Origin of the sequence: Streptomyces geranii (genome assembly GCF_002954775.1) — a bacterium.
Taxonomy (GTDB): Bacteria; Actinomycetota; Actinomycetes; order Streptomycetales; family Streptomycetaceae; genus Streptomyces; species Streptomyces geranii.
In genome coordinates this window covers 18,895-39,737 of record NZ_PJME01000035.1, presented here as the reverse complement: position 1 = coordinate 39,737, position 20,843 = coordinate 18,895, and the positions used below count along the sequence as shown (strand labels likewise).

Genomic DNA, 20,843 nt, shown 5'->3' with positions numbered 1-20,843 from the left:
ACCCGACCCCCGCGCTACTCGCCCTGCTGGACCTGGTCGGCCTCACCTTCGACGTCGAGAGGCAACGAGGAGGGCAGGCCGAAGAGCGGGAACCAGCGCTCTGTGTCGAGGAAGCAGTGGAACCCGGTGATCCGGCCCTCTGAGATCTCCAGCACCTGGACCGCCCAGGGGGAGAAGCCGCCCGTCTCCTCGTCCGGCTTGTACTGCGCGAAGCCCGGCAGGCCGTTGACGGAGACCGGCACGAGGTGCGAACCGGCGCAGGCGGCGCCGATCGTCGTCATGAAGCCGGTGATGTCCGCCGGGCCGGTCAGCCACAGGTCGAACGGCGGCATCGTCATGATGGCGTCCTCGTGCAGCAGCGCGGTGAGGGCCGTCATGTCGTACCCCTCGAAGGCGGCGACATAGCGCTCAAGGAGCTTCTGCTGCTCCTCGTCGAGCGGGTCGGAGACGGCCGCGTCGGCGCCCGTCTGCTCCCGCTCGGCGAGGGTCGCCCGGGCCCGCTGGAGGGCGCTGTTGACGGACGCGACGGAGGTGTCGAGCAGCTCGGCGACCTCGCTCGCCTTCCAGGCCAGGACCTCGCGGAGGATCAGCACGGCCCGTTGTTTCGCGGGGAGTTGCTGCAGGGCGGCCATGAAGGCGAGCCGCACGGACTCCTTGGCCACGGCCGCCTCCGCCGGGTCCTCGACGGTGGGCAGTACGCGGGCGTCCGGCATCGGCTCCAGCCAGGTGTTGTCCGGGCGGGGGGAGAGGGCGGCGCGGGCGAGGGGGGTGGAGTCGGTGAGGTCCATCGGGCGGGCACGCTTGTTGCCGGCGGTGAGCATGTCCAGGCAGACATTGGTGGCGATCCGATAGAGCCACGAACGCAGACTCGACCGCCCCTCGAACTTCTCGTAACTCCGCCAGGCCCGGACCATCGTGTCCTGCACGGCGTCCTCGGCCTCGAAGGACGACCCGAGCATGCGGTAGCAGTACCCGGTCAGCTCGACGCGATGCCGTTCGAGCTGCAGATCGAGATCCGTCGTAGCGGTAGCAGTGCTGTCACCCATCGCCAACCCACCCCATGGCTGTTTCCGTCGCCCCTTCGCGACCCAACACGATGAAAGCTAGCGCAGCCCACTGACAACGGCCCGGGGAATGGGGCGCGGGGGAGTTCCGGAGCACGCCGGAGGCGGGGAGGGGAGCCCGGTCACGCAGCCGCCGTCACCCGCACGCTCCGTGCCGCCGCCCGTGACCCCAGCACCGTGATCCCCACAACCCCGAGCACGGCCAGCAGCCCCATCGCCACCGTCCCCGACCAGCCCGCCGCGTGGAACGCCAGCGCGCCCAGCGCGCTGCCGATGCTGGAGCCCAGGTAGTACGCCGACTGGTACAGCGCCGACGCCTGGGCGCGGCCCTCCTTCGCCGTGTGGCTGACCGCCGACGACGCCACCGCGTGGCCCGCGAAGAACCCGGCCGTGATCAGCACCAGCCCCAGCAGGACCAGTCCCAGGCTGTCCGACAGGGACAGCAGCAGGCCGCCCGTCGTCGTGCCGCCCGCCAGGTACAGGGCGCCCCGTCGGCCCAGCCGGGCCACCAGCCTGCCCGCCGTGGACGCCGACACCGTGCCCACCAGGTACACCAGGAAGATCGAGCCGACGATGCCCTGCGGCAGGCTGAAGGGGGCCTCCGTCAGGCGGTAGCCGATCACCGTGTAGACCCCGCCGAACACCGTCATGAACAGGGCGCCGATCGCGTACAGGCGTCGCAGCAGCGGGTTCGCCAGGTGCGTACGGACCGTGCGGGCCAGGACCCTCGGGCGCAGCGAGCCCTTGCGGAAGTGCCTGGGCGCCGGCAGCAGCAGGCGGAAGGCCACCGCGCAGCCCACGGCCACCACGCCGATGACGGCCACGGCCGCCCGCCAGCCCCACTCCTGCGCGACCCAGCCCGTGATGACCCGGCCGCTCATGCCGCCCACGCTGTTGCCGGCCACGAACAGACCGATCGCCGTGATCAGCGCCTTCGGGCGGACCTCCTCGGCCAGATAGGCGGTCGCCGACGCGGGCAGCCCGGCCAGCGCCGCGCCCTGCACCGCGCGCAACGCGATCAGTGTGCCGATCGACGGGGCGAAGGGGACCAGCAACCCGACCGTCGCCGCCACGGCCAGCGAGGCCGTCATCAACGTACGCCGCCCGAACCGCTCCGACAGGGCGCTCATCGGGAGGACGAACAGGGCCAGCCCGCCGGTCGCCGCCGACACCGTCCAGCTCGCGTCGCTCGCCGCCACCCCGAACTCGCCGGAGATCAGCGGCAGCAGCGCCTGCGTGGAGTAGAGGAGGGCGAAGGTCGCGACACCCGCGAGGAAGAGCGCGAGGCTCATCCGGCGGTAGCCGGGACCGCCCGGGGTCATACGGGAGTCGGAGACGGGGGTGGCGGGGACGGAACGGGAGGAGGCGGCCACTGTCGTGGACGCCCCGGTACTGGCAGCAGGCATGCCTCGAAGTTACGTACGCCCCCGTTCATCCGTCCAATGCACGGAAACCCCATAATCGTTCCCATGGTGCATCAGCAGAGGTCAGCAGCTCGCCTGTCACCGTCCAGTGACACAGAAGACATCGTCACGCTCCTCGCCCCCCGGCTCTCCTACTTCGCCGGGGTCGCCCGCACGGAGCACGTCACCCGGGCCGCCCAGGAGATGCAGGTCCCCCAGTCGACCCTCTCCCGGGCGATGGTCCGCCTGGAGCAGGACCTGGGCGTCGACCTCTTCGCCCGCCGAGGACGGACCGTCTCCCTCACCCCCGCCGGCCGCACCTTCCTGGCCTCCGTCGAGCGGGCCCTCGCCGAGATCGAGCGCGCCGCCGACGAGGTACGCGCCGACGCCGACCCCGCCACCGGCAAGGTCGCCTTCGGCTTCCTGCACACCATGGGCGCCGAGACCGTCCCCGGCCTGCTGCACGCCTTCCGCGCCGACCATCCCCGCGTCCGCTTCACCCTTGTCCAGAACTACGGCGAGGCCATGATCGAACGCCTCCGCTCCGGCGAACTCGACCTCTGCCTCACCTCGCCCGTCCCCGACGCCCCCGACCTGGTCTCCCGCCGTCTGGATGAGCAGAAGCTCCGCCTGGTCGTCCCGGCCGACCACCGCCTCGCCACCCGCCGCCGAGTCCGCCTCGCCGAGGCGGCCGACGAAACCTTCGTCACCCTCGAACCCGGCTACGGCCTCCGCCGCATCACCGACGACCTCTGCAAGGAGGCGGGCTTCCGCCCGCGCATCGCCTTCGAGGGGGAGGAGGCGGAGACCTTGAGGGGCCTGGTCGCGGCCGGGCTGGGCGTGGCCCTCCTGCCCCCACCGGCCGTCCCCCGCCCGGGAGTCGCGGAACTGACGGTCACCTCACCGAGAGCGGCAAGAGAGATCGGCGTGGCCTGGCTGGACGGCCACCCGGACACTCCGCCGGTGGCCGCCTTCAAGAAGTTCCTCTTGGCGAGAAAGGGCAACCTACTGCCATGAGAGGCGGCAAGGAGTTGTCCAACTGAGGGGCGACGGACCTGCTTTTAGGGGCGCGGGGAACTGCGCGACCAGCCCCCACCCACCCGCACCCCGAACACAACCCCAACCACCCCGCACCTAACGCCGCAAAGACTTCCCGAACCCCGCAGCCAACGGCATCCGCAACCCCAACGGCGGCGGAGCCACCAACGCATCCTCGACCGGCCGCGAAAAACTCCGCCCGAACAACACCCCCATCACGAAATCCTCCGCCAGCGCATGCACCTCCTGCCGGTACTGATGCAACCCGTGCCCGTCCGCATGCACTTCGAACCGGCAGATGTCCCGGTTCGCCTTCTTCGCCCGAGCCGCGAACCTGAACGACAGCTCAGGATCGGTACGTTCGTCATTCGTGCCGTGCACGATCAGCACGCGCCGCCCGCTCAGCTGCCGCACCGGCTCCGGCGGTGCCGCCATGTCGTCCTCGGGCAGCCAAGGGGCCAGCGCCAGTACGGAGTTGACCGCCTCGTGGTCCGCCGCGCGCAGCGCCGCCCGGCCGCCCATGTCGACGCCGGCCAGGCACACGGAGACATCGCCGTACCGCCGTACGACCTCGTCGACCGCCCAGCGGGCGTCGTGCGCGAGCTGCGCCTCGCTGCCGTTCCAGCCGCGGTAGCGGTAGTGGACGACATGCACCGCCAGACCGTCCGCACGGCCCGCGCGGGCGAGCCGGCGCCCCAACGCCCGTACGGAGGCCGCCGCCAGCAGGGGTGAGGGCTTGCGGCTCGATACCTCGTCACCGCCGGGAAGCAGCAGGACGGCGCCGCTGACGGACGTCGGCTCCGGTCCCAGTGCCCTCCCCAGCCGGGCCTGCCGTACCGGCGTCACTTGGTGTGCCATGGCAGAACAGTGTCAGAAGCGACGGTGTACGCGACCCGTCCTCGCGGTCACCGTTACGTATCGACGGAAACGTACAGGGGAGGCAGCGGGAGGAAGCGGAGAGAAACAGGGAAACAGGACAGGTGATCTACGCGCGTAGGAGTTAGAGTGCGGAGATGACGAGCCAGAGTGATCGGACGACGAGTCAGACCGCATCCGCCGCATCCGCCGTATCCGCCGCATCCGCTGTGAACGCCGCGAACACCCCGAGCGCGAGCCCGAGTCCCAGTCCCACCCCCGACCAGATCCGCCGCGCCCCCAAGGTCCTCCTCCACGACCACCTCGACGGCGGCCTGCGCCCCGGCACCATCGTCGACCTGGCCCGCGAGACCGGGTACTCCCAACTCCCCGAGACCGACGCCGACAAGCTCGGCGCCTGGTTCCGGGACGCCGCCGACTCCGGTTCGCTGGAGCGGTACTTGGAGACCTTCGCCCACACCTGCGCCGTCATGCAGACCCGCGACGCCCTCGTCAGGGTCGCCGCCGAGTGCGCCGAGGACCTCGCCGAGGACGGCGTCGTCTACGCCGAGGTGCGGTACGCGCCCGAGCAGCACCTCGAAGCCGGGCTCACCCTCGAAGAGGTCGTCGAGGCCGTCAACGACGGCTTCCGGGAGGGCGAGCGGCGGGCCCGGGAGAACGGCCACCGGATCCGGGTCGGGGCCCTGCTCACCGCCATGCGGCACGCCGCCCGTTCCCTGGAGATCGCCGAACTGGCGAACCGCTACCGCGATCTGGGCGTCGTCGGCTTCGACATCGCCGGTGCGGAGGCCGGGTTCCCGCCCACCCGGCATCTCGATGCCTTCGAGTACCTCAAGCGCGAGAACAACCACTTCACCATCCACGCCGGAGAAGCCTTCGGGCTCCCCTCCATCTGGCAGGCCCTCCAGTGGTGCGGCGCCGACCGGCTCGGCCACGGTGTCCGCATCATCGACGACATCCAGGTCCAGGACGACGGCACGGTGAAGCTCGGCCGCCTCGCCTCCTACGTACGCGACAAGCGCATCCCCCTCGAACTGTGCCCCAGCTCCAACCTCCAGACCGGCGCCGCCGCCTCCTATGCCGAGCACCCCATCGGGCTGCTGCGGCGGCTGCACTTCCGTGCGACCGTAAATACCGATAATCGGCTGATGTCGGGTACCGGAATGAGCCGTGAATTCGAGCATCTTGTCGACGCGTTCGGTTATACGCTCGACGACCTTCAGTGGTTCTCAGTCAATGCTATGAAGTCAGCATTCATTCCTTTCGATGAACGACTGGCGATGATCAATGACGTCATCAAGCCCGGATACGCCGAGCTGAAATCCGAATGGTTGTTCCGGCAAACCGCCTCCACCAGCGGTTCTGTCGGCGACGAGGGCTGACCGAGGAGTACGGGAAGCGGTCGGGTCGGTGCGACTCGGCCGCTTTTCGATGTTTGCGGCGGACCGCCCGACATGTTTACGGTCTTGGACCGCTCACATCCCCGTCATCGCATTCAAGGACGCATTCACTATGAAGCAGTCTGCTGCCAAGACCCTCGGTGTCGCCGCGCTCGGTGCCGCCTTCGCCGCGGCGGGTGCGGGTGCCGCCAACGCCGCCCCGGCCCTCCCCGCCCTCCCGGACTCCGCCGCGCTGGGTGCCGTGACCCAGACGCTGCCCGTGGAGAGCGCGTCGAAGGCGCTGCCGGGTGCCGCCGAGGCCGTGGCCCAGGGGCAGAGCGCGCTCGGCGCGGGTGTGGCCGCCGCTCAGCCCGCCGTCGCGAAGCTGGCGTCCGAGGGTCCGACCGCGCCGGTCGCCGGTCTGCTCGGCGGCCTCCCGCTGCAGGGGCTGCCCACGCACGGCCTCCCGGTGAACGGCATTCCGCTCGGCTGAACCGTCCCCTGAACGCACCGACGGGGCGCATCCCTGACAAGGGGTGCGCCCCATCGGCGTACCAGCACGCAGGTGGTCACCAGGCGGCGCGGGCCTTGTCCTCGTACTTCTCGGAGGGCAGCAGGATCCACAGGGCTATGTAGAGCAGGAACTGCGGGCCGGGCAGCAGACACGAGAGCACGAAGATCACGCGCATCGTCGTCGCGGACATCCCGAAGCGCCGTGCCAGCGCGGCACACACTCCGCCGATCATGCGGCCGTTGGTGGGGCGGGCGAGGCGGGTCATGACGTCTCCTGTACGAGTCGGTGAGTGACGGGCCTCCCGGTTTTCCGGGTGCCTCATCTGTACTCAACGCTACGGACGCACAAGGGATAAAGCATCACTCTATGGAGCGATCCCGACCCTGGGAATCGTCGGGGTACGACCCTGAGTCGCGTCCTCCGTACGGATGGCCGCCCGGAGCCTGCGGTCGCTCCTGCGGCGCAGCCAGGACCGTACGGCGGGCACGACGGCGACATGGGCGAGGCCCACGCCGATCGTGTTCAGGAGCAGCGAGTCGACGTCCACGACCTGACCGGGTACGCCGGTCTGCAGCAGTTCGATGCCGAGCGAGAGCATGGCGCCCGCCATGACCGTGCGGAACAGGGAGCCGAGCGGGGAGGCGTCGAGGCGTCCGCCCGCCATCGGCAGCAGTACGCCCAGCGGGGCCAGCAGGGCGAGGCCCTCCGCGATGCGCCGGGCCGCCTCCTGCCAGCCGAGGGCCAGGTCGGCTCTTATGCCCGCGAAAGGGCGCAGGTTGGCGGGCAGTTGCCACGGTACGTCCAGGGGGCGCAGCGTGATCCAGGCGACGAGCGCGAGGTGGGCGACGAGGAGGACACCTCCCGTCGCGCGGATGCGAATCGCGGCGCTTTTGCCGCTTGAGCCATGACGCTGCACGTCCCCCAAGACGCGGGGGGCGGCGTGATCGGTTCCGGGTTGCACCCGTGCGGGGGAGTGAGGCATGTGACACACACGGGTGGGGGTGGGCGTGGGTGGGTTCCTTGGCCGCGGGGCGGTGGGGGCTGGTCGCGCAGTTCCCCGCGCCCCTTGCGTTAGCTGCCGTTGACGCCCGATGACGGGGGGACCTGGGCTCCTGGCCTGGAGCGGACCTCCGGTGTGCAGGTGTAGCGGCGCAGGGGGTCGGTCTCCGGGCCGCCGAGGATCACCGAGCCGTCTCCCTCTGCCGCTGCCGAGTCGGAGAAGGTGCAGACGATCTGGGCCAGGGCGTAGGACGCCAGGTCGCTCGGGGGTGTGCTCAGGCGGAGGGTGTCGTCGGGGTCCCTCGGGCCCGGGCCCGTCACGCTCATTCCGCCGCGTACGTCCGTCGTGTAGCCGGCCCCGGTCTCGGTGGCCGACGGGGTCTTCGCCAGCTCGTCCAGCAGCCCCTGGGCCACCAGGACGCGCCGCTGCGCCTCCGCCGTACCGTCCGGGACGCGCACCGCGCGGTCGACGGTCACCAGCTGGGAGGCGCACAGGAGGAAGACCTGCACGGGGACACCGGCGGACGTCTGCGCGGTCACGTCGGGTGCCGGGGCGTCGGTGAGGGAGCAGGGGACCCGGGAGGGCGCCGGGCCGAAGTCCGTCGGGACCTCGGTGGCCCGGATGCCGCACCCGGTGAGCAGTGCGCCGAGCAAGGGCACGGCCAGCCACCGGCGTACGCCCCGCATGTCCCGTACGCCCTCCACGTTCCTCACGCGCCCTCCCCGTTGGCGTTCGCGCCGTTCGGCTCCGCCGGTGTCTCCGTCAGTGCCGACGCGTCCCTCGGGAGCCGCAGGGTGAACACCGCGCCGCCCTTCGGGGAGTTGGCGGCGGTGATCTCGCCGCCGTGGATGTGGGCGTTCTCCAGGGCGATGGACAGACCCAGGCCGCTGCCCTCGGAGCGGGGGCGGGAGGCGCTCGCCTTGTAGAAGCGGTCGAAGACGTGCGGGAGGACGTCCTCGGGGATGCCGGGGCCGTGGTCCTGCACCTCGATCAGCAGGTCGGCGTCGGCGGCGTCGGCGTCGGACACGCGCACCGACACCCGGACCGGCGAACCGCCGTGCTTCAGGGCGTTGCCGATCAGGTTGGCCAGGATGACGTCCAGACGGCGCGGGTCGAGGCGGGACATGATGCCGCGTTCGGCGTCCAGTTCGACCGCGTCCAGCCAGGCGCGGGCGTCGATGCAGGCGGTGATCTGGTCGGCGATGTCGACGTAGTCCAGGACCAGCCGGGCGGTGCCCGCGTCGAAGCGGGTGACCTCCATCAGGTTCTCCACCAGGGAGTTGAGCCGGCGGGTCTCGCTCACCACCAGCTTCACCGCCGGTTCGATCATCGGGTCGATGCTGCCGGTCTCCGCGTCCAGTTCCTCTTCGAGGATCTCGGTGACGGCGGTGATCGCGGTCAGCGGCGTACGCAGCTCGTGCGACATGTCCGCCACGAACCGCCGCGAGGCCTCGTCCCGGGCGCTCATGTCGGCGACCCGCGTCTCCAGCGCCTCCGCCGTGTGGTTGAACGTCCTTGCCAGATCGGCCAGTTCGTCCGTGCCCGACACCCGTAGGCGCGTGTCCAGTTTGCCCTCGCCGAGCCGGCGGGCCGCGATCCCGAGCCGGTGCACCGGCTTCAGTACGGTCGTCGCGGCGGCCTGCGCGAGCAGCGCCGAGCCGATCAGCGCGAGGCCGGTGGCGATACCCAGCGACCAGGCAAGGGAGTTGAGGTCCTTCTCCTCGGGCTCCAGCGACTTCAGCATGTACCCGGCCGGACCCCCGCCGATCACCTTCGTGCCCGCGACCAGATACGGCTCGTCGCCGTCTATGATCCGCTGCCAGTACAGGTGGTACGGGTACTTGTTGCTCGACGTGATCGACTGCTCCCTGCCGACCGCCGTACGCAGCGACTCGGGCACGTCCGCCAGCGAAAAGGTGTCCAGCGCACCGGAGTTGCCGACGACCGTACGCCCGCTCGCGTCCTCGGCGACCAGCAGCACACTGAACCGCTGGCTGCTCGCGGCCATCTGCCCCGCCGTGTGCTGGAGTTCGTCCTGTGTGGGGTGGGCCGGCAGGGTGCCCGCGCGGTTCTGCATCTCCTGCTGGAAGTCGCGCAGCACCGCGTCCTGCGTACGCGTCAGCACCGCCTCGCGGTTGAGCCAGTACGCGATCCCCGACGCCGACACGGCCGCCGTCAGCGCCACCAGCCCGAACACCACGACCAGCCGCAGCCGCAGACTGGTGAAACGCAGCCCGGAGAGTATCGCCCTGCGCGCCGCGGCCCAGCCGCGGAGCTTGTCCTGCGGTTTGGTCACTGAGGCGAGTCCAGCCGGTAGCCGACCCCACGGACGGTACGGATCAGCGTCGGCGACGACGGCACGTCCTCGACCTTGGCGCGCAGCCGCTGGACGCACGCGTCCACCAACCGTGAGTCGCCCAGGTAGTCGTGCTCCCAGACCAGCCGCAGCAACTGCTGCCGGGACAGGGCCTGTCCGGGCCGCCGGCTCAGCTCAAGGAGCAGCCGCAGCTCGGTCGGGGTCAGCTGCAGGTCCTCGCCGTTCTTCGTCACCGTCATCGCCGAGCGGTCAATGACGAGCGAACCGAAGGACGCCGAGTCGTTGGACTCCCGCTCCCCGCGCCGCAGCACCGCACGGATACGGGCGTCGAGCACCCGCCCCTGCACGGGTTTGACCACGTAGTCGTCGGCGCCGGACTCCAGCCCGACCACCACGTCGATGTCGTCGCTGCGCGCGGTGAGCAGAATGATCGGCAGCTGGTCGGTGCGCCGGATGCGCCGGCACACCTCGAATCCGTCGATACCGGGCAGCATCACATCCAGCACGATCAGATCCGGCCGCTGCTCACGCAGCAGCTTCAGACCGTCCTCACCGGTGGCAGCGGTGGCAACCCGGTGGCCCTGGCGCGTCAGAGACAGCTCCAGTGCCGTACGGATGGCGTCGTCGTCCTCGATCAGCAACAGGGAAGGCACGGATGCATTCTGGCCCATGGCCGGGCCGGGCTGCGACTGCCAGGCGATTGTCGGGCGATTGCGCGGTCGATATGCCGTCGTTTCGGGGCGCCCCGGGTATCTACCGCCCCTTGCTGTGCTCTCGCTGTGGGAGCGCTTCAACGTTCCTGAGAAGGGGCCCTGTTGCACGCCTGTGACAGTCGGCGGACACCGTCATGAAGTGGCTTGGGCAAGCTTCTCGGCACAGGCAAGGAAGCACCACGAACCAAGCCGACACACCGGGTAGTCCACGACGGGGGGCGCGAGATGAACACGCTGCACAGCACGAGCGCGAGCGCAGTGATCACGCGTCTGCACGACGTCACCCGGGCCAGTGAGAAGTCCGGTGCCGTGAACGGGCGGGGGTGCGTTCGCGGCACCGGGCGTCAGCACACCACGTACATGTCGGTGGTTGACGCGCACACGGGGGGAAGCGGGAGCGGTACCACGGGGGTAACGGGGGCCGCGTACAGGGAGGAATCCACGGGGGAGCGCCGTTCGCTGTCGGAGGCGGAGTTCACCGCCTACGTCCAGGAGCGCCGCGCCTCCCTGTACGCGACCGCCTACCACCTCACCGGTGACCGTTTCGAGGCCGAGGACCTGCTCCAGAGCGCGCTGTTCTCGACGTACCGCGCCTGGGACCGGATCAGCGACAAGGCGGCGGTCGGGGGCTACCTCCGCCGCACCATGACGAACCTGCACATCAGCGCGTGGCGCCGCCGCAAGCTGAACGAGTACCCGACCGAGGAACTGCCGGAGACGCCCGGCGACACGGACGCGATGCGCGGCACGGAACTGCGCGCGGTCCTGTGGCAGGCGCTGGCCCGGCTGCCCGAACTCCAGCGGACGATGCTGGTCCTCCGTTACTACGAGGGCCGCACCGACCCGGAGATCGCGGAGATCCTCGACATCAGTGTCGGCACGGTGAAGTCCAGCATCTGGCGGTCGCTCCGCCGGCTGCGCGAGGACGAGGTCCTCAGCTTCGGCCGTGACGAGGAGGAGTCCTTCGGGGAGCTTGTCGCCTGAAGGTCTGAGGGGGGATCACCGCTCGACGGGGGAGCACGGGGGAGAGCGGTGAGCACGGGGGAGCGGTGAACGGGGGGAAGCACGGGGGAGCACCACCAGGGGGAACCACCGGGGCCGGGGGGCCGCGGGGGAGCACCGCACGGGGGAAGCACAAAGAGAGCGGGACTGGAGGGCCGGGGGGTCCATCCAGTCCCGCTTTTTGCTCGTACGACCACGGTGCCACGTCACGCGTAGCACCACGGTCGTACGCGACGCGAACAGCTTCGGTTCTACGGACCTCTACGGACCTCAGGCCGCCCCGGACCTACGGGGTTCAGGCCGCCGTCGTGCTCGTCCGCGCGCGTCGGCCCGCGGCGGCGTCGGCCAGCCGCCCCATCGCCTCGTCCCGGTCGCAGGCGTACGCCCCCAGGGCCGTCTGACGGGCCACGATGGACCGCTCGGCACGCATCAGCCGCCAGCCGCGCCGCAGCAGGAACGGCACCGACTTCCGCCCCTCACGCAGATCCCGCAGGAACCGCCGCCGGAACGTTTTGACCGGCCCCCGGCTCAGACACAGCGCGTCCGCGAGCACGCCCTCCTCCCGGCACCGCTCCACGATCTCGGCGGCGAAGATGCCCTCCGCGATGAACAACGCGGTCCGGCCGATGTCGACGCTCTCCTCGCCGGTACGGGCGCTCAGCGAGATGTCGTACACCGGAACATTCGTACGACCGGTGCGGCACAGCCCGGTGATGGCGGCGACCGCCGTGTCCGCGTCCCACGACTGCGGGTGGTCCCAGTCGATGTCGGTGCTGCCGAGGACCTGCGGCAGCGTCGGGTCGGTGCCCTCTTTGTAGAAGTCGTCGAGCCGCAGGACCGGAAGCCCGGAGCGGGCGGCGACGAGGGACTTGCCGGAGCCGGAAGGGCCGCAGAGCAGCACGACTCGGGTGGGTATGGGCGGGTGGGAGGTCACGAGAGACCAGTGTGAGGCATCGGGCGCCCCCCTGCCGACCCCGCGGGTCGGCTTTGAAAGGTGCGTCACACCTCAACTACCCTTCGTGTCGACCTGATTACCCGGCGCACCAGAAGGTGGCACCAGCAATGGCACGACACGCGTCCCCCCAGCACCAGACCGCCCAGCGCGCCCTGATCGCCCTCGCCGCCACCGGCGCGGCACTGGGGGCGGGTGCGGCGACGGCCACCGCGGCCGAGGGGGGTCCGGCGGTGGACGTCATCCGGACCACGCCCACGACCTCGCTGGGCCAGATCGACCCGCAGTCGGGCCTGGCGGCGCTGACCGGGTCGGTCGGTTACGTCACGGGTGCGGTGCAGGGGTTGAAGCCGAATCCGTTGGCGGGGACGGGGGTTGACCCGCTCGACAACGGCGTGGGCACGCAGCTCGCCGACTTCCAGCCGATTGCTTCGCAGATGCTGACTGCGCCTGTGGCGCAGGCGCAGTCGATCGGGAGCATTCCGGTGGTGGGGCAGGTTTTGGGTGGTGCGGGGGCCTGATGTGCGGGGTGGGGGCGGGGAGCTGCTGATCGTTGCCGGGTGCGGCTTCGTTGTGGCTGGTCGCGCAGTTCCCCGCGCCCCTACTAGGCGGCCTGCGGCCTGCCTAGTAGGAGGAACCCGATGCTCCTAGCGCGCCCGTGGGGTGCCAGACCGTCTTTGTTTCCAGGAAGGCGGTCATGCGCTCTGTGCCCGGGGTGGCGAACCACTCCGCGTTGTCCACAGTCTGTGGACGCAGGACGCGCTTGAGGTTGTCGGCCGCCGCGATCTCCAGTTCCTTCGCCAGGGTTTCGTCCGCGCCCGCCAGGTCGATCGCGTTGACGTCCTGGTGCGCGGCCAGGGACGGCGCGATCTCCGTCGTACGGCCGGAGAGGAGGTTGACGACTCCGCCGGGTACGTCCGAGGTGGCCAGGACCTCGCCCAGGGAGAGCGCCGGGAGCGGGGAACGCTCGCTGGCGATCACGATCGCCGTGTTGCCGGTGGCGATCACCGGGGCCAGCACCGACACCAGGCCCAGGAACGACGACTCCTGGGGGGCGAGGACGACGACCACGCCGGTCGGTTCGGGGGAGGAGAGGTTGAAGTAGGGGCCGGCCACCGGGTTCGCGCCGCCGACGACCTGGGCGATCTTGTCGGTCCAGCCCGCGTACCAGACCCAGCGGTCGATCGCCGCGTCGACCTGGGCGGTCGCCTTCGGCTTCGACAGGCCCTCCGCGTCTGCCACCTCGCGGACGAACTGCTCCCTGCGGCCCTCCAGCATCTCGGCGACGCGGTAGAGGATCTGTCCGCGGTTGTACGCCGTCGCCCCCGACCAGCCGCCGAACGCCTTGCGTGCGGCGACGACCGCGTCACGGGCGTCCTTGCGGGAGGAGAGGGGGGCGTTGGCCAGCCACTTGCCCTTTGCGTCGGTCACCTCGTACACCCGGCCGCTCTCGGAACGCGGGAACTTCCCGCCCACGTACAGCTTGTAGGTCTTGAAGACACTCAGACGCTCATTGGTGCGCTCAGACATCGAGGTACGCCTCCAGGCCGTGGCGACCGCCCTCGCGGCCGAAGCCCGACTCCTTGTAGCCGCCGAACGGCGAGGTGGGGTCGAACTTGTTGAACGTGTTGGACCAGACGACACCGGCGCGCAGCTTGTTCGCGACGGCGAGGATGCGGGACCCCTTCTCGGTCCAGATGCCCGCCGACAGGCCGTACTGGGTGTTGTTGGCCTTGGCGACGGCCTCGTCCGGGGTGCGGAAGGTGAGGACCGAGAGCACCGGGCCGAAGATCTCGTCGCGGGCGATGGTGTGCGCCTGCGTGACGTTCGTGAAGAGCGTCGGGGCGAACCAGTAGCCGGAGGAGGGGAGTTCGCAGGCCGGGGACCAGCGCTCGGCGCCCTCCGCCTCGCCCGCCGCGACCAGCGAGGTGATCCGGGCGAGCTGCTCTGCGGAGTTGATCGCGCCGATGTCCGTGTTCTTGTCGAGCGGGTCGCCGAGGCGGAGGGTGGAGAGGCGCCGCTTGAGCGAGTCGAGCAACTCCTCCTGGATCGACTCCTGGACGAGGAGTCGGGAGCCCGCGCAGCAGACCTGGCCCTGGTTGAAGAAGATGCCCGTGACGATGCCTTCGACGGCCTGGTCGATGGGGGCGTCGTCGAAGACGATGTTGGCGCCCTTGCCGCCCAGTTCGAGGGTCACCTTCTTACGGGTGCCCGCGACCGTGCGTGCGATCTCCTTGCCCACGGCAGTGGAGCCGGTGAAGGCGACCTTGTTGACGTCCGGGTGGGCGATCAGTGCGGCGCCCGTGTCGCCGTATCCGGGGAGGATGTTGACGACGCCCTTGGGGAGGCCCGCCTGGCGGCAGATGTCCGCGAAGAACAACGCCGAGAGGGGGGTCGTCTCGGCGGGCTTCAACACCACCGTGTTGCCGGTGGCCAGCGCCGGGGCGATCTTCCACGCCAGCATCAGGAGGGGGAAGTTCCAGGGGATGACCTGGCCCGCGACACCGAGGGGGCGCGGGTTCGCGCCGTAGCCCGCGTGGTCGAGTTTGTCGGCCCAGCCCGCGTAGTAGAAGAAGTGGGCCGCCACCAGGGGGAGGTCCGCGTCGCGCGTCTCCTTGATGGGCTTGCCGTTGTCCAGGGTCTCCAGGACGGCCAGTTCGCGGCTGCGCTCCTGGATGATCCGGGCGATACGGAAGAGGTACTTGGCGCGCTCGGCGCCCGGCAGTGCCGACCACTTCTCGAAGGCCTTGCGGGCCGCCTGCACGGCACGCTCCACGTCCGCCTCTCCCGCCTGGGCGACCTCGGCGAGGACCTCCTCCGTGGACGGGGAGACGGTCTTGAAGACCTTGCCGTCGGCGGCCTCGGTGAACTCGCCGTCGATGAACAGGCCGTAGGAGGGGGCGATGTCGACGACCGCGCGGGACTCGGGCGCGGGCGCGTACTCGAATACGGATGACCGCTTTTCGGTCTTCGCGGTCTTCTCAGTCTTCGCGGTCTTCTCGATGGTCATGGTGATCAGTCCACCGTCACGTAGTCGGGGCCGGAGTAGCGGCCCGTGGTCAGCTTCTGGCGCTGCATCAGCAGGTCGTTGAGGAGCGAGGAGGCGCCGAAGCGGAACCAGTGGTTGTCCAGCCAGTCCTCGCCCACCGTCTCGTTGACCAGGACCAGGAACTTCACCGCGTCCTTCGTCGTACGGATCCCGCCGGCCGGCTTCACGCCCACCTGGACGCCTGTCGCGGCACGGAAGTCGCGTACGGCCTCCAGCATGAGGAGGGTGTTGGCGGGGGTGGCGTTGACGGCGACCTTGCCGGTGGACGTCTTGATGAAGTCCGCCCCGGCGATCATGCCCAGCCAGCTCGCGCGCCGGATGTTGTCGTACGTCGACAACTCGCCCGTCTCGAAGATGACCTTGAGCCGGGCGGACGCCCCGCAGGCCTCCTTCACGGCGACGATCTCCTCGTACACCTTGAGGTAGTCGCCCGCGAGGAACGCGCCCCGGTCGATGACCATGTCGATCTCGTCCGCACCGGCGGCGACGGCGTCGCGCACGTCGGCCAGCTTGACGGGGAGCGCGGCGCGGCCGGCGGGGAAGGCGGTGGCGACGGAGGCGACCTTGACGGTGGACCCGGCGACGGCCTCCTTGGCCACGGCCACCATGTCCGGGTACACGCAGACGGCGGCGGTCGCGGGGGCGGTGCGGTCGGTCGGGTCGGGGCGGACCGCCTTGGCGCCGAGCGCCCGGACCTTGCCCGGGGTGTCCGCGCCTTCCAGCGTCGTCAGGTCGACCATCGAGATCGCGAGGTCGATGGCGTAGGCCTTCGCGGTGGTCTTGATGGAACGCGTGCCGAGCGAGGCGGCGCGGCCTTCGAGTCCGACCGCGTCGACGCCGGGGAGGCCGTGGAGGTATCGACGCAGTGAGCTGTTGGACGCGGTCACGTCCTTGAGCGGGAGTGCGGTTGATGCAGTGGTGGGCATGGTCACCAGCCGAGCATATCTACGCGCGTAGCGGCTGTATAGGGGTTGTTTTCGCCCCCGCCGCCCTTACCCGTTCCCATCACTGGGGGCTGTGCCCCCAGACCCCCCTGGGTGGGTGGGTAAGGCTGGGGTGGGTGGGGGGTGGATCGGCCTGGACGGCCTCGTCCTCAAACGCCGGACGGGCTGAGTGGTGCCGGTCGTGGCTTGGGGTGCCGGCCGTGGCTTGAGTTTTCAGCGCAGGCCGGCACCCTCAGCCCGTCCGGCGTTTGAGGACGAGCGCGTTCAGCGCGATCGGCGGGGGTCTGGGGGCGCAGCCCCCAGGGATGGGACGGGTAGGGGCGGCGGGGGCGAGAGAAAGTCGGCCCTGCAGCCCCCTACGGCGCCACCGCCCGGCCCGTCGTCGGGGAGATCCTCCCCGCGCACAGCCCTCGACCAGTCAACCCCTGCGCGATCCTAGGAACCGCCGCCAGCGTGTTGGCCGACCAGTCGTGCATGAGGATCACCTGCCCGGCCGTAAGCCGCGCAGCGGCCTGCACGATCGCGTCCGTACTCGCCCCGTTCCAGTCCTGCGAGTCGACGTCCCAGATGATCTGGGTCAGCCCGTACTTGGCGGCAACCGCCTTCACCGTCGCGTTCGTCTCCCCGTACGGCGGCCGGAACAGCACCGGCGTACCCCCGCCCGCCCCCGCCACGGCCTGCTGGGTCCGGGCGATCTCGGAGTCGATCTGGGCCTGCCCGAGCTGGGGCAGATGCGGATGGGTGTAGCTGTGGTTGCCGACCCACATCCCGGCGCTCACCTGGGCCCGGACCAGCGCGGGGCTCGCGGCGGCGTACTGGCCCTGGTCGAACATCGTGGCCCGCAGGCCGTTCCGGGTGAGGGCGCTCAGCAGTGCCGTCGTGTTCCCGGACGGCCCGTCGTCGAAGGTGAGCCCGACGTAGCCGTTGCAGGCGGCGGCGTGCGCCGGGGCGACGGTCGGCGCGGTGAGGGCGGTGGCGGCGGCCAGCGCGGCGGCGGCCAGTAAAGGCAGACGCCTTGCTTTCCTCTGTTGTCGTGTCACGTGTCGTGCCGTGTGTTGTGTCATGGCTAGCCCACCGTGATGTTGGAGTTGCCGCTGCTCCGGTAGCCCTCGGTCGCGAGGATCATGTAATAGCTGAAGCCGCCCAGGGGCATCCCGGCGCGGGCCCACGCGTCGAAGTGGTTGCCGGTGGTGATGGTCCCGCCGGTCCGCTTCGACTGCCGGACGCTCCAGTACTGGTTGAAGGTGCGGGTGCCTTCCACGGACGGCGCGTTGTAACGGGTGGTCTGGTAGATGTCGTACGTACCCCCGTCACTGGTGACGGTCCCCTTGTACGTGCCCGTGGGCCGGTAGGTGCCCCAGTTGTCGACGACGTAGTACTCGACCAGCGGGTTGGACGTCCAGCCGTACAGGGTCAGATAGGCGTTGCCGGAGGGGTTGAAGCTCCCCGAGTAGCTCACGGTCCGGCGCGAGCCGTTGCTCCAGCCCTTGCCTGCGACGAAGTTCCCGGTGTTGCTCCACGAGGTGCTGTAGTTGCCGCCGGAGTTCAGCGTCATGGAGACGGTGCCCGGCGCGTCGGTCCAGAACGAGTAGTAGTAGCCGTTGTTGGTACCGGTCTGGTTGGTGGTGATGACCGTGGCCGCCTGAGCGGTACCGGGCAGGGCCAGCGCGGCGACGGCGACCAGCAGCATGGTGCAGACGCCACTGAGGAGCAGCCTGAGCCGCGACGCGGATGCCGGTGGGGATACCGGTGCGGATGCCGGTGGGGATACGGATGCGGGTTTGCGTGACAGTGCGGATGCCATGTCCATGCCGCGACAGTGTTGGCCGGGTCGGGTGAGGTGTCAATAGTTTCGGTTGCCGTTACGAAACATTCGGAGGTGTGTATGGCCGTTCTCGCAGGCAGGAAGCGCCTTTCAGTGATACGCGAACTCTCGATCGTACGAGGATCACGGCATCGAATGTTTCGGAGATGCCTCCGATCTGATCGACGAGCTGATCCCCTCGCACTACCAGGGCCGGGTGCGCGACGGGGACGGTCGCCGCGTTCCTGGCGGTGAACGCGGAACGCCGGGTACCGGAGGACATCGCGAAGCCTGCGGCCCCGCCCGGTACCACCGGCCGACCTCCCCCGCGTCGTCGGGCAGAATCGGGGCATGACCAACCCGGACCGTCCGTCGCCCTCGCAGGGGCCCGCCAAGCCCGAGTCCAAGCCCGAGTCCCCCGACCGGGCCTACCGCTCACCCTCCTCCATCGTGGCCGGCGTGCTGCTGCTCGGGCTCGCCGGCTGGCTCGGTGGTGATGCCGTGTTCGTCGGGCACGGGCGGACGCCCTGGCTCGCGCTCGCCGCGCTGCTGTGTGCCGTGCCCCTCGTGATCGCCTTCACCCTGCGGCCCGGCGTGTTCGCCAACGACCACCGGCTGCGGGTGCGCAACCCCTTCCGGGTGGTCGTGGTGCCCTGGGCCCAGGTCGCCGGGTTCCGGTCCGGCTTCTCCAACGAGGTCGTCGTCGAGGCCGGCGACAAGTACCAGCTCTGGGCCGTACCCGTCTCGCTGCGCGCCCGCAAGCGTGCCAACCGCGCCAAGGTGCGAGAGGCCCGCGAGGCGGGCGGCGGGCGGCCCGGCCTCTCCATCGTGCCGCCGGGGCCCACCCGGGCCCAGACCGACCAGATCATGGACGACCTCGGCCAGCTGTGGGAGGCCCGCGAGAAGGCCGCCACCTCCCAGGGCGAGGTGACCGTGAAGTGGGCGTACGAGATCATGGCGCCCGCCGTCGCGGGTGCCGTGCTGCTGGCGATCCTGCTCGCGGTCGGCTGAACCGCGTGACCCTCCCCGACGAGCCCCTGCGGCTGCCCCTCTCCGCCATACCCGACGGCTGCCGGGACTGGACCACCGTCCGCGCGGCCCGCTGGTCGGCCGCCCTTCCGCCCCGCTGGACCTTTCTGCGGGTCCGCCGCTCGGTCGCGGCCGGTCTCGCCACCCTCGTGCTGTGCGTGGGCGCCCTCGTCGCGATGGCCGGCGGACTGTGGCCGTTCGTCGCCGCCGGGTTCGCCGTGTACGTGCTCTGGGTGCTCGCCCGGCCCGAGCTGGTCTGGGCCGGCGCCCCCCTCCTCCTGCTCGCCCTCGCCGCCGAGGCCTCCTCCAAGTCCTGGGCGCTGACCGGCTTCGGCGTGCTGGTCGTCCTCGGCTCCTGGGCCCTCGTGGCCGTACGGCTGCGAGCCCGCGCCGAGCAGCTGGAACGCGCCGTCGCCGCCAGCGAGGGCGTCGCCGTGGCCGCGCCGGGCGCCGGGGCCCCCGTACGCCGTGGACGACTGCTGCTCGTACTGGGACTCGTCGTGCTCGGGCTCGGCGCACTCACCGGGGGCACCGCCGGGTTCTGGGGCTCGGCCCAGGACCAGGAGGGCGCCTGGGTCTTCACCGTCTTCCTCGCCGGGCTCGGCGCGACCGCGCTCACCTCGGCCCGGCTCGCCCGGCAGCGGGCCGGTGCCCTGCGCGGCGTCCCGGTGCCGGTGCTGCGCGTGCTCGTACGGGACGACGCCCAGGGCGGTACGGAGGTCTACGCCGCCGACGATCCCGCCGCCGAACGGCCCCTGTTCACCGTCGACCTCGCCTCCTTCGACGAGGACGACGACGAGGATGAGGATGAGGAGCAGGGGGGCGAGGGTGACTCCGGCGTCGGTGACGACGACGAGGACGGCGACGAGCTTCGGCGGGTGCTCCTCCGGCTCGACGAGGACACCGTCGGGCCCGTCCGGGAAGCCGTCCTCTACGGCGCTCCCTTCGACGGCGCCGAGGTCGTCGTGGTCAGCGCCGACGAGGATCCCGAGCAGCCGCCGCTGACCGAGTGGTCGGCGGGACCGGTGCGGCCCCTGTCGCCGGACGCGGGGCGCCGACGGGTCGCCCGGCAGCGTGAACTGGCCGCGGGCAACCTGCGACTCGAACTGCGGGGGCGGGAGCTGGCCGAGCAGCAGACGCTGGTCGGCAAGGTGCGGTGCTGGCGGGCGGGATGGCTGGACTGGCTGGGTACCGCGCTGGTCCTGCTGTGGGCCCTGTGGCTGGGCCTGGACTGGTCCAGTGAGTCCCGTGCCTCGTGGTGGAGAGTGGCGTTCGTCGTCGTGCTCGGGCTGCTCGGGGCGGCCCACGTCGCCATGAAACTCGCCTGGCGTGTCACCGCCGACCGGTCCGGAGTCTGGATCAGCGGGCTGCGCGGGCCCCGGCACGTGCCCTGGGACGAACTCCGTTTCGTACGGCGGCGTGGCCTGGAGCTGAAGATCGACTGGCAGGAGGGCGACTGGGCGGTCTCCGCGCCCCGCTGGGGCTGGCTGCAGAGCCGCCGGGGCCTGACCCATCCGTACGACGCCCTGGCCGCCGAGCTGACCGCCATGCGCCTGGACGCCGAGCTGCGGCCGACCGGGGAGAGCGGCGCGGCGGAGCGCGGCCGGCCCCTCTGGCCGCTGGCCGTGGCGCTCGCCGGGATGTGGGTGGCGGTGCTGGTGGCGGCACGCTGATCGGCGGATCAGGTCGATAGATTGCTGTCGCCGCCCCACATCGCCGTACCTGCGGTTTTCTCTCATCTACGGGCGGCGGGGGTGGG

General features: G+C 70.7%; 21 protein-coding genes. 7 read left to right on the top strand and 14 right to left on the bottom strand.

The window, feature by feature from the left end; translation table 11 throughout:
- Positions 1-14 precede the first annotated feature (14 nt).
- Both CW359_RS31260 and CW359_RS31255 read right to left on the bottom strand, forming a co-directional pair.
- Positions 15-1,046 carry a sigma-70 family RNA polymerase sigma factor gene (locus CW359_RS31260; RefSeq protein ID WP_105973554.1) on the bottom strand — a complete coding sequence of 344 codons (1,032 nt, stop codon included), beginning with the start codon at positions 1,044-1,046 and terminating at the stop codon, positions 15-17.
- Positions 1,047-1,186: 140 nt separating this feature from the next.
- Positions 1,187-2,470 carry an MFS transporter gene (locus CW359_RS31255; RefSeq protein ID WP_105973553.1) on the bottom strand — a complete coding sequence of 428 codons (1,284 nt, stop codon included), beginning with the start codon at positions 2,468-2,470 and terminating at the stop codon, positions 1,187-1,189.
- 63 nt (positions 2,471-2,533) lie between these two features.
- On the opposite strand from CW359_RS31255, the gene CW359_RS31250 reads away from it, so the two are divergent.
- Entirely contained in the window at positions 2,534-3,484 is a 951-nt protein-coding gene (locus CW359_RS31250) for a LysR family transcriptional regulator (RefSeq protein ID WP_105973552.1), read from the top strand.
- Positions 3,485-3,601: 117 nt separating this feature from the next.
- Here the strand turns inward: CW359_RS31250 and CW359_RS31245 are convergent, their stop codons facing one another.
- On the bottom strand, positions 3,602-4,363 hold the full coding sequence (locus tag CW359_RS31245) for a dienelactone hydrolase family protein (RefSeq protein WP_105973551.1): 762 nt from the start codon (positions 4,361-4,363) through the stop codon (positions 3,602-3,604).
- A gap of 155 nt (positions 4,364-4,518) precedes the next feature.
- On the opposite strand from CW359_RS31245, the gene CW359_RS31240 reads away from it, so the two are divergent.
- Both CW359_RS31240 and CW359_RS31235 read left to right on the top strand, forming a co-directional pair.
- The gene (locus CW359_RS31240; RefSeq protein ID WP_232838684.1) at positions 4,519-5,763 is read left to right on the top strand and encodes an adenosine deaminase; all 1,245 of its coding nucleotides are present in this window, start codon (positions 4,519-4,521) and stop codon (positions 5,761-5,763) included.
- Positions 5,764-5,893: 130 nt separating this feature from the next.
- Positions 5,894-6,253, top strand: a complete 360-nt coding sequence (locus CW359_RS31235; protein ID WP_105973549.1) for an ATP-binding protein — start codon at positions 5,894-5,896, stop codon at positions 6,251-6,253.
- 76 nt (positions 6,254-6,329) lie between these two features.
- Here CW359_RS31235 and CW359_RS31230 read toward each other — a convergent pair whose 3' ends face one another.
- From CW359_RS31230 to afsQ1, 5 genes are all read right to left on the bottom strand, one after another.
- Positions 6,330-6,539 carry a PspC domain-containing protein gene (locus tag CW359_RS31230; RefSeq protein WP_105973548.1) on the bottom strand — a complete coding sequence of 70 codons (210 nt, stop codon included), beginning with the start codon at positions 6,537-6,539 and terminating at the stop codon, positions 6,330-6,332.
- A gap of 99 nt (positions 6,540-6,638) precedes the next feature.
- Entirely contained in the window at positions 6,639-7,190 is a 552-nt protein-coding gene (locus CW359_RS31225; protein WP_105973606.1) for a VanZ family protein, read from the bottom strand.
- Between the two features lie 155 nt (positions 7,191-7,345).
- Complete coding sequence (locus CW359_RS31220) at positions 7,346-7,960, bottom strand: hypothetical protein (protein WP_105973605.1); 615 nt, start codon at positions 7,958-7,960, stop codon at positions 7,346-7,348.
- Between the two features lie 23 nt (positions 7,961-7,983).
- Positions 7,984-9,570: a sensor histidine kinase gene (locus CW359_RS31215; protein WP_105973547.1), complete on the bottom strand. Its 1,587-nt coding sequence runs from the start codon at positions 9,568-9,570 to the stop codon at positions 7,984-7,986.
- Positions 9,567-10,244, bottom strand: coding sequence for a two-component system response regulator AfsQ1 (gene afsQ1, locus CW359_RS31210; RefSeq protein ID WP_198655456.1), 678 nt, complete (start codon positions 10,242-10,244; stop codon positions 9,567-9,569). Before afsQ1 ends, CW359_RS31215 begins: the two co-directional genes overlap by 4 nt.
- A gap of 285 nt (positions 10,245-10,529) precedes the next feature.
- On the opposite strand from afsQ1, the gene CW359_RS31205 reads away from it, so the two are divergent.
- Positions 10,530-11,288, top strand: a complete 759-nt coding sequence (locus CW359_RS31205; protein WP_105973545.1) for a SigE family RNA polymerase sigma factor — start codon at positions 10,530-10,532, stop codon at positions 11,286-11,288.
- 313 nt (positions 11,289-11,601) lie between these two features.
- Here the strand turns inward: CW359_RS31205 and CW359_RS31200 are convergent, their stop codons facing one another.
- Complete coding sequence (locus tag CW359_RS31200; protein WP_105973544.1) at positions 11,602-12,309, bottom strand: uridine kinase family protein; 708 nt, start codon at positions 12,307-12,309, stop codon at positions 11,602-11,604.
- Between the two features lie 59 nt (positions 12,310-12,368).
- Between CW359_RS31200 and CW359_RS31195 the strand changes: the two genes are divergently transcribed.
- On the top strand, positions 12,369-12,779 hold the full coding sequence (locus tag CW359_RS31195; RefSeq protein ID WP_105973543.1) for a hypothetical protein: 411 nt from the start codon (positions 12,369-12,371) through the stop codon (positions 12,777-12,779).
- A 103-nt stretch (positions 12,780-12,882) separates the two neighbouring features.
- Here CW359_RS31195 and CW359_RS31190 read toward each other — a convergent pair whose 3' ends face one another.
- From CW359_RS31190 to CW359_RS31165, 5 genes are all read right to left on the bottom strand, one after another.
- A complete protein-coding gene (locus tag CW359_RS31190; RefSeq protein WP_105973542.1) occupies positions 12,883-13,788 on the bottom strand; it encodes an aldehyde dehydrogenase family protein in 906 nt (301 codons plus the stop codon).
- Positions 13,781-15,268: an aldehyde dehydrogenase family protein gene (locus tag CW359_RS31185; protein WP_105973541.1), complete on the bottom strand. Its 1,488-nt coding sequence runs from the start codon at positions 15,266-15,268 to the stop codon at positions 13,781-13,783. Before CW359_RS31185 ends, CW359_RS31190 begins: the two co-directional genes overlap by 8 nt.
- A gap of 5 nt (positions 15,269-15,273) precedes the next feature.
- Positions 15,274-16,233 (bottom strand): deoxyribose-phosphate aldolase, encoded by a 960-nt coding sequence (deoC, locus tag CW359_RS31180; RefSeq protein WP_105973540.1) that lies wholly within the window; start codon positions 16,231-16,233, stop codon positions 15,274-15,276.
- Between the two features lie 374 nt (positions 16,234-16,607).
- Positions 16,608-17,291 (bottom strand): polysaccharide deacetylase family protein, encoded by a 684-nt coding sequence (locus CW359_RS31170; RefSeq protein WP_232838683.1) that lies wholly within the window; start codon positions 17,289-17,291, stop codon positions 16,608-16,610.
- Positions 17,292-17,317: 26 nt separating this feature from the next.
- Entirely contained in the window at positions 17,318-17,941 is a 624-nt protein-coding gene (locus CW359_RS31165; RefSeq protein ID WP_232838682.1) for a glycoside hydrolase family 11 protein, read from the bottom strand.
- Positions 17,942-18,406: 465 nt separating this feature from the next.
- Here CW359_RS31165 and CW359_RS31160 point away from each other — a divergent pair, with 465 nt between their 5' ends.
- Both CW359_RS31160 and CW359_RS31155 read left to right on the top strand, forming a co-directional pair.
- Positions 18,407-19,066 carry a PH domain-containing protein gene (locus CW359_RS31160; RefSeq protein WP_105973537.1) on the top strand — a complete coding sequence of 220 codons (660 nt, stop codon included), beginning with the start codon at positions 18,407-18,409 and terminating at the stop codon, positions 19,064-19,066.
- Between the two features lie 5 nt (positions 19,067-19,071).
- On the top strand, positions 19,072-20,757 hold the full coding sequence (locus CW359_RS31155) for a hypothetical protein (protein ID WP_105973536.1): 1,686 nt from the start codon (positions 19,072-19,074) through the stop codon (positions 20,755-20,757).
- The last annotated feature ends 86 nt before the right edge of the window (positions 20,758-20,843 follow it).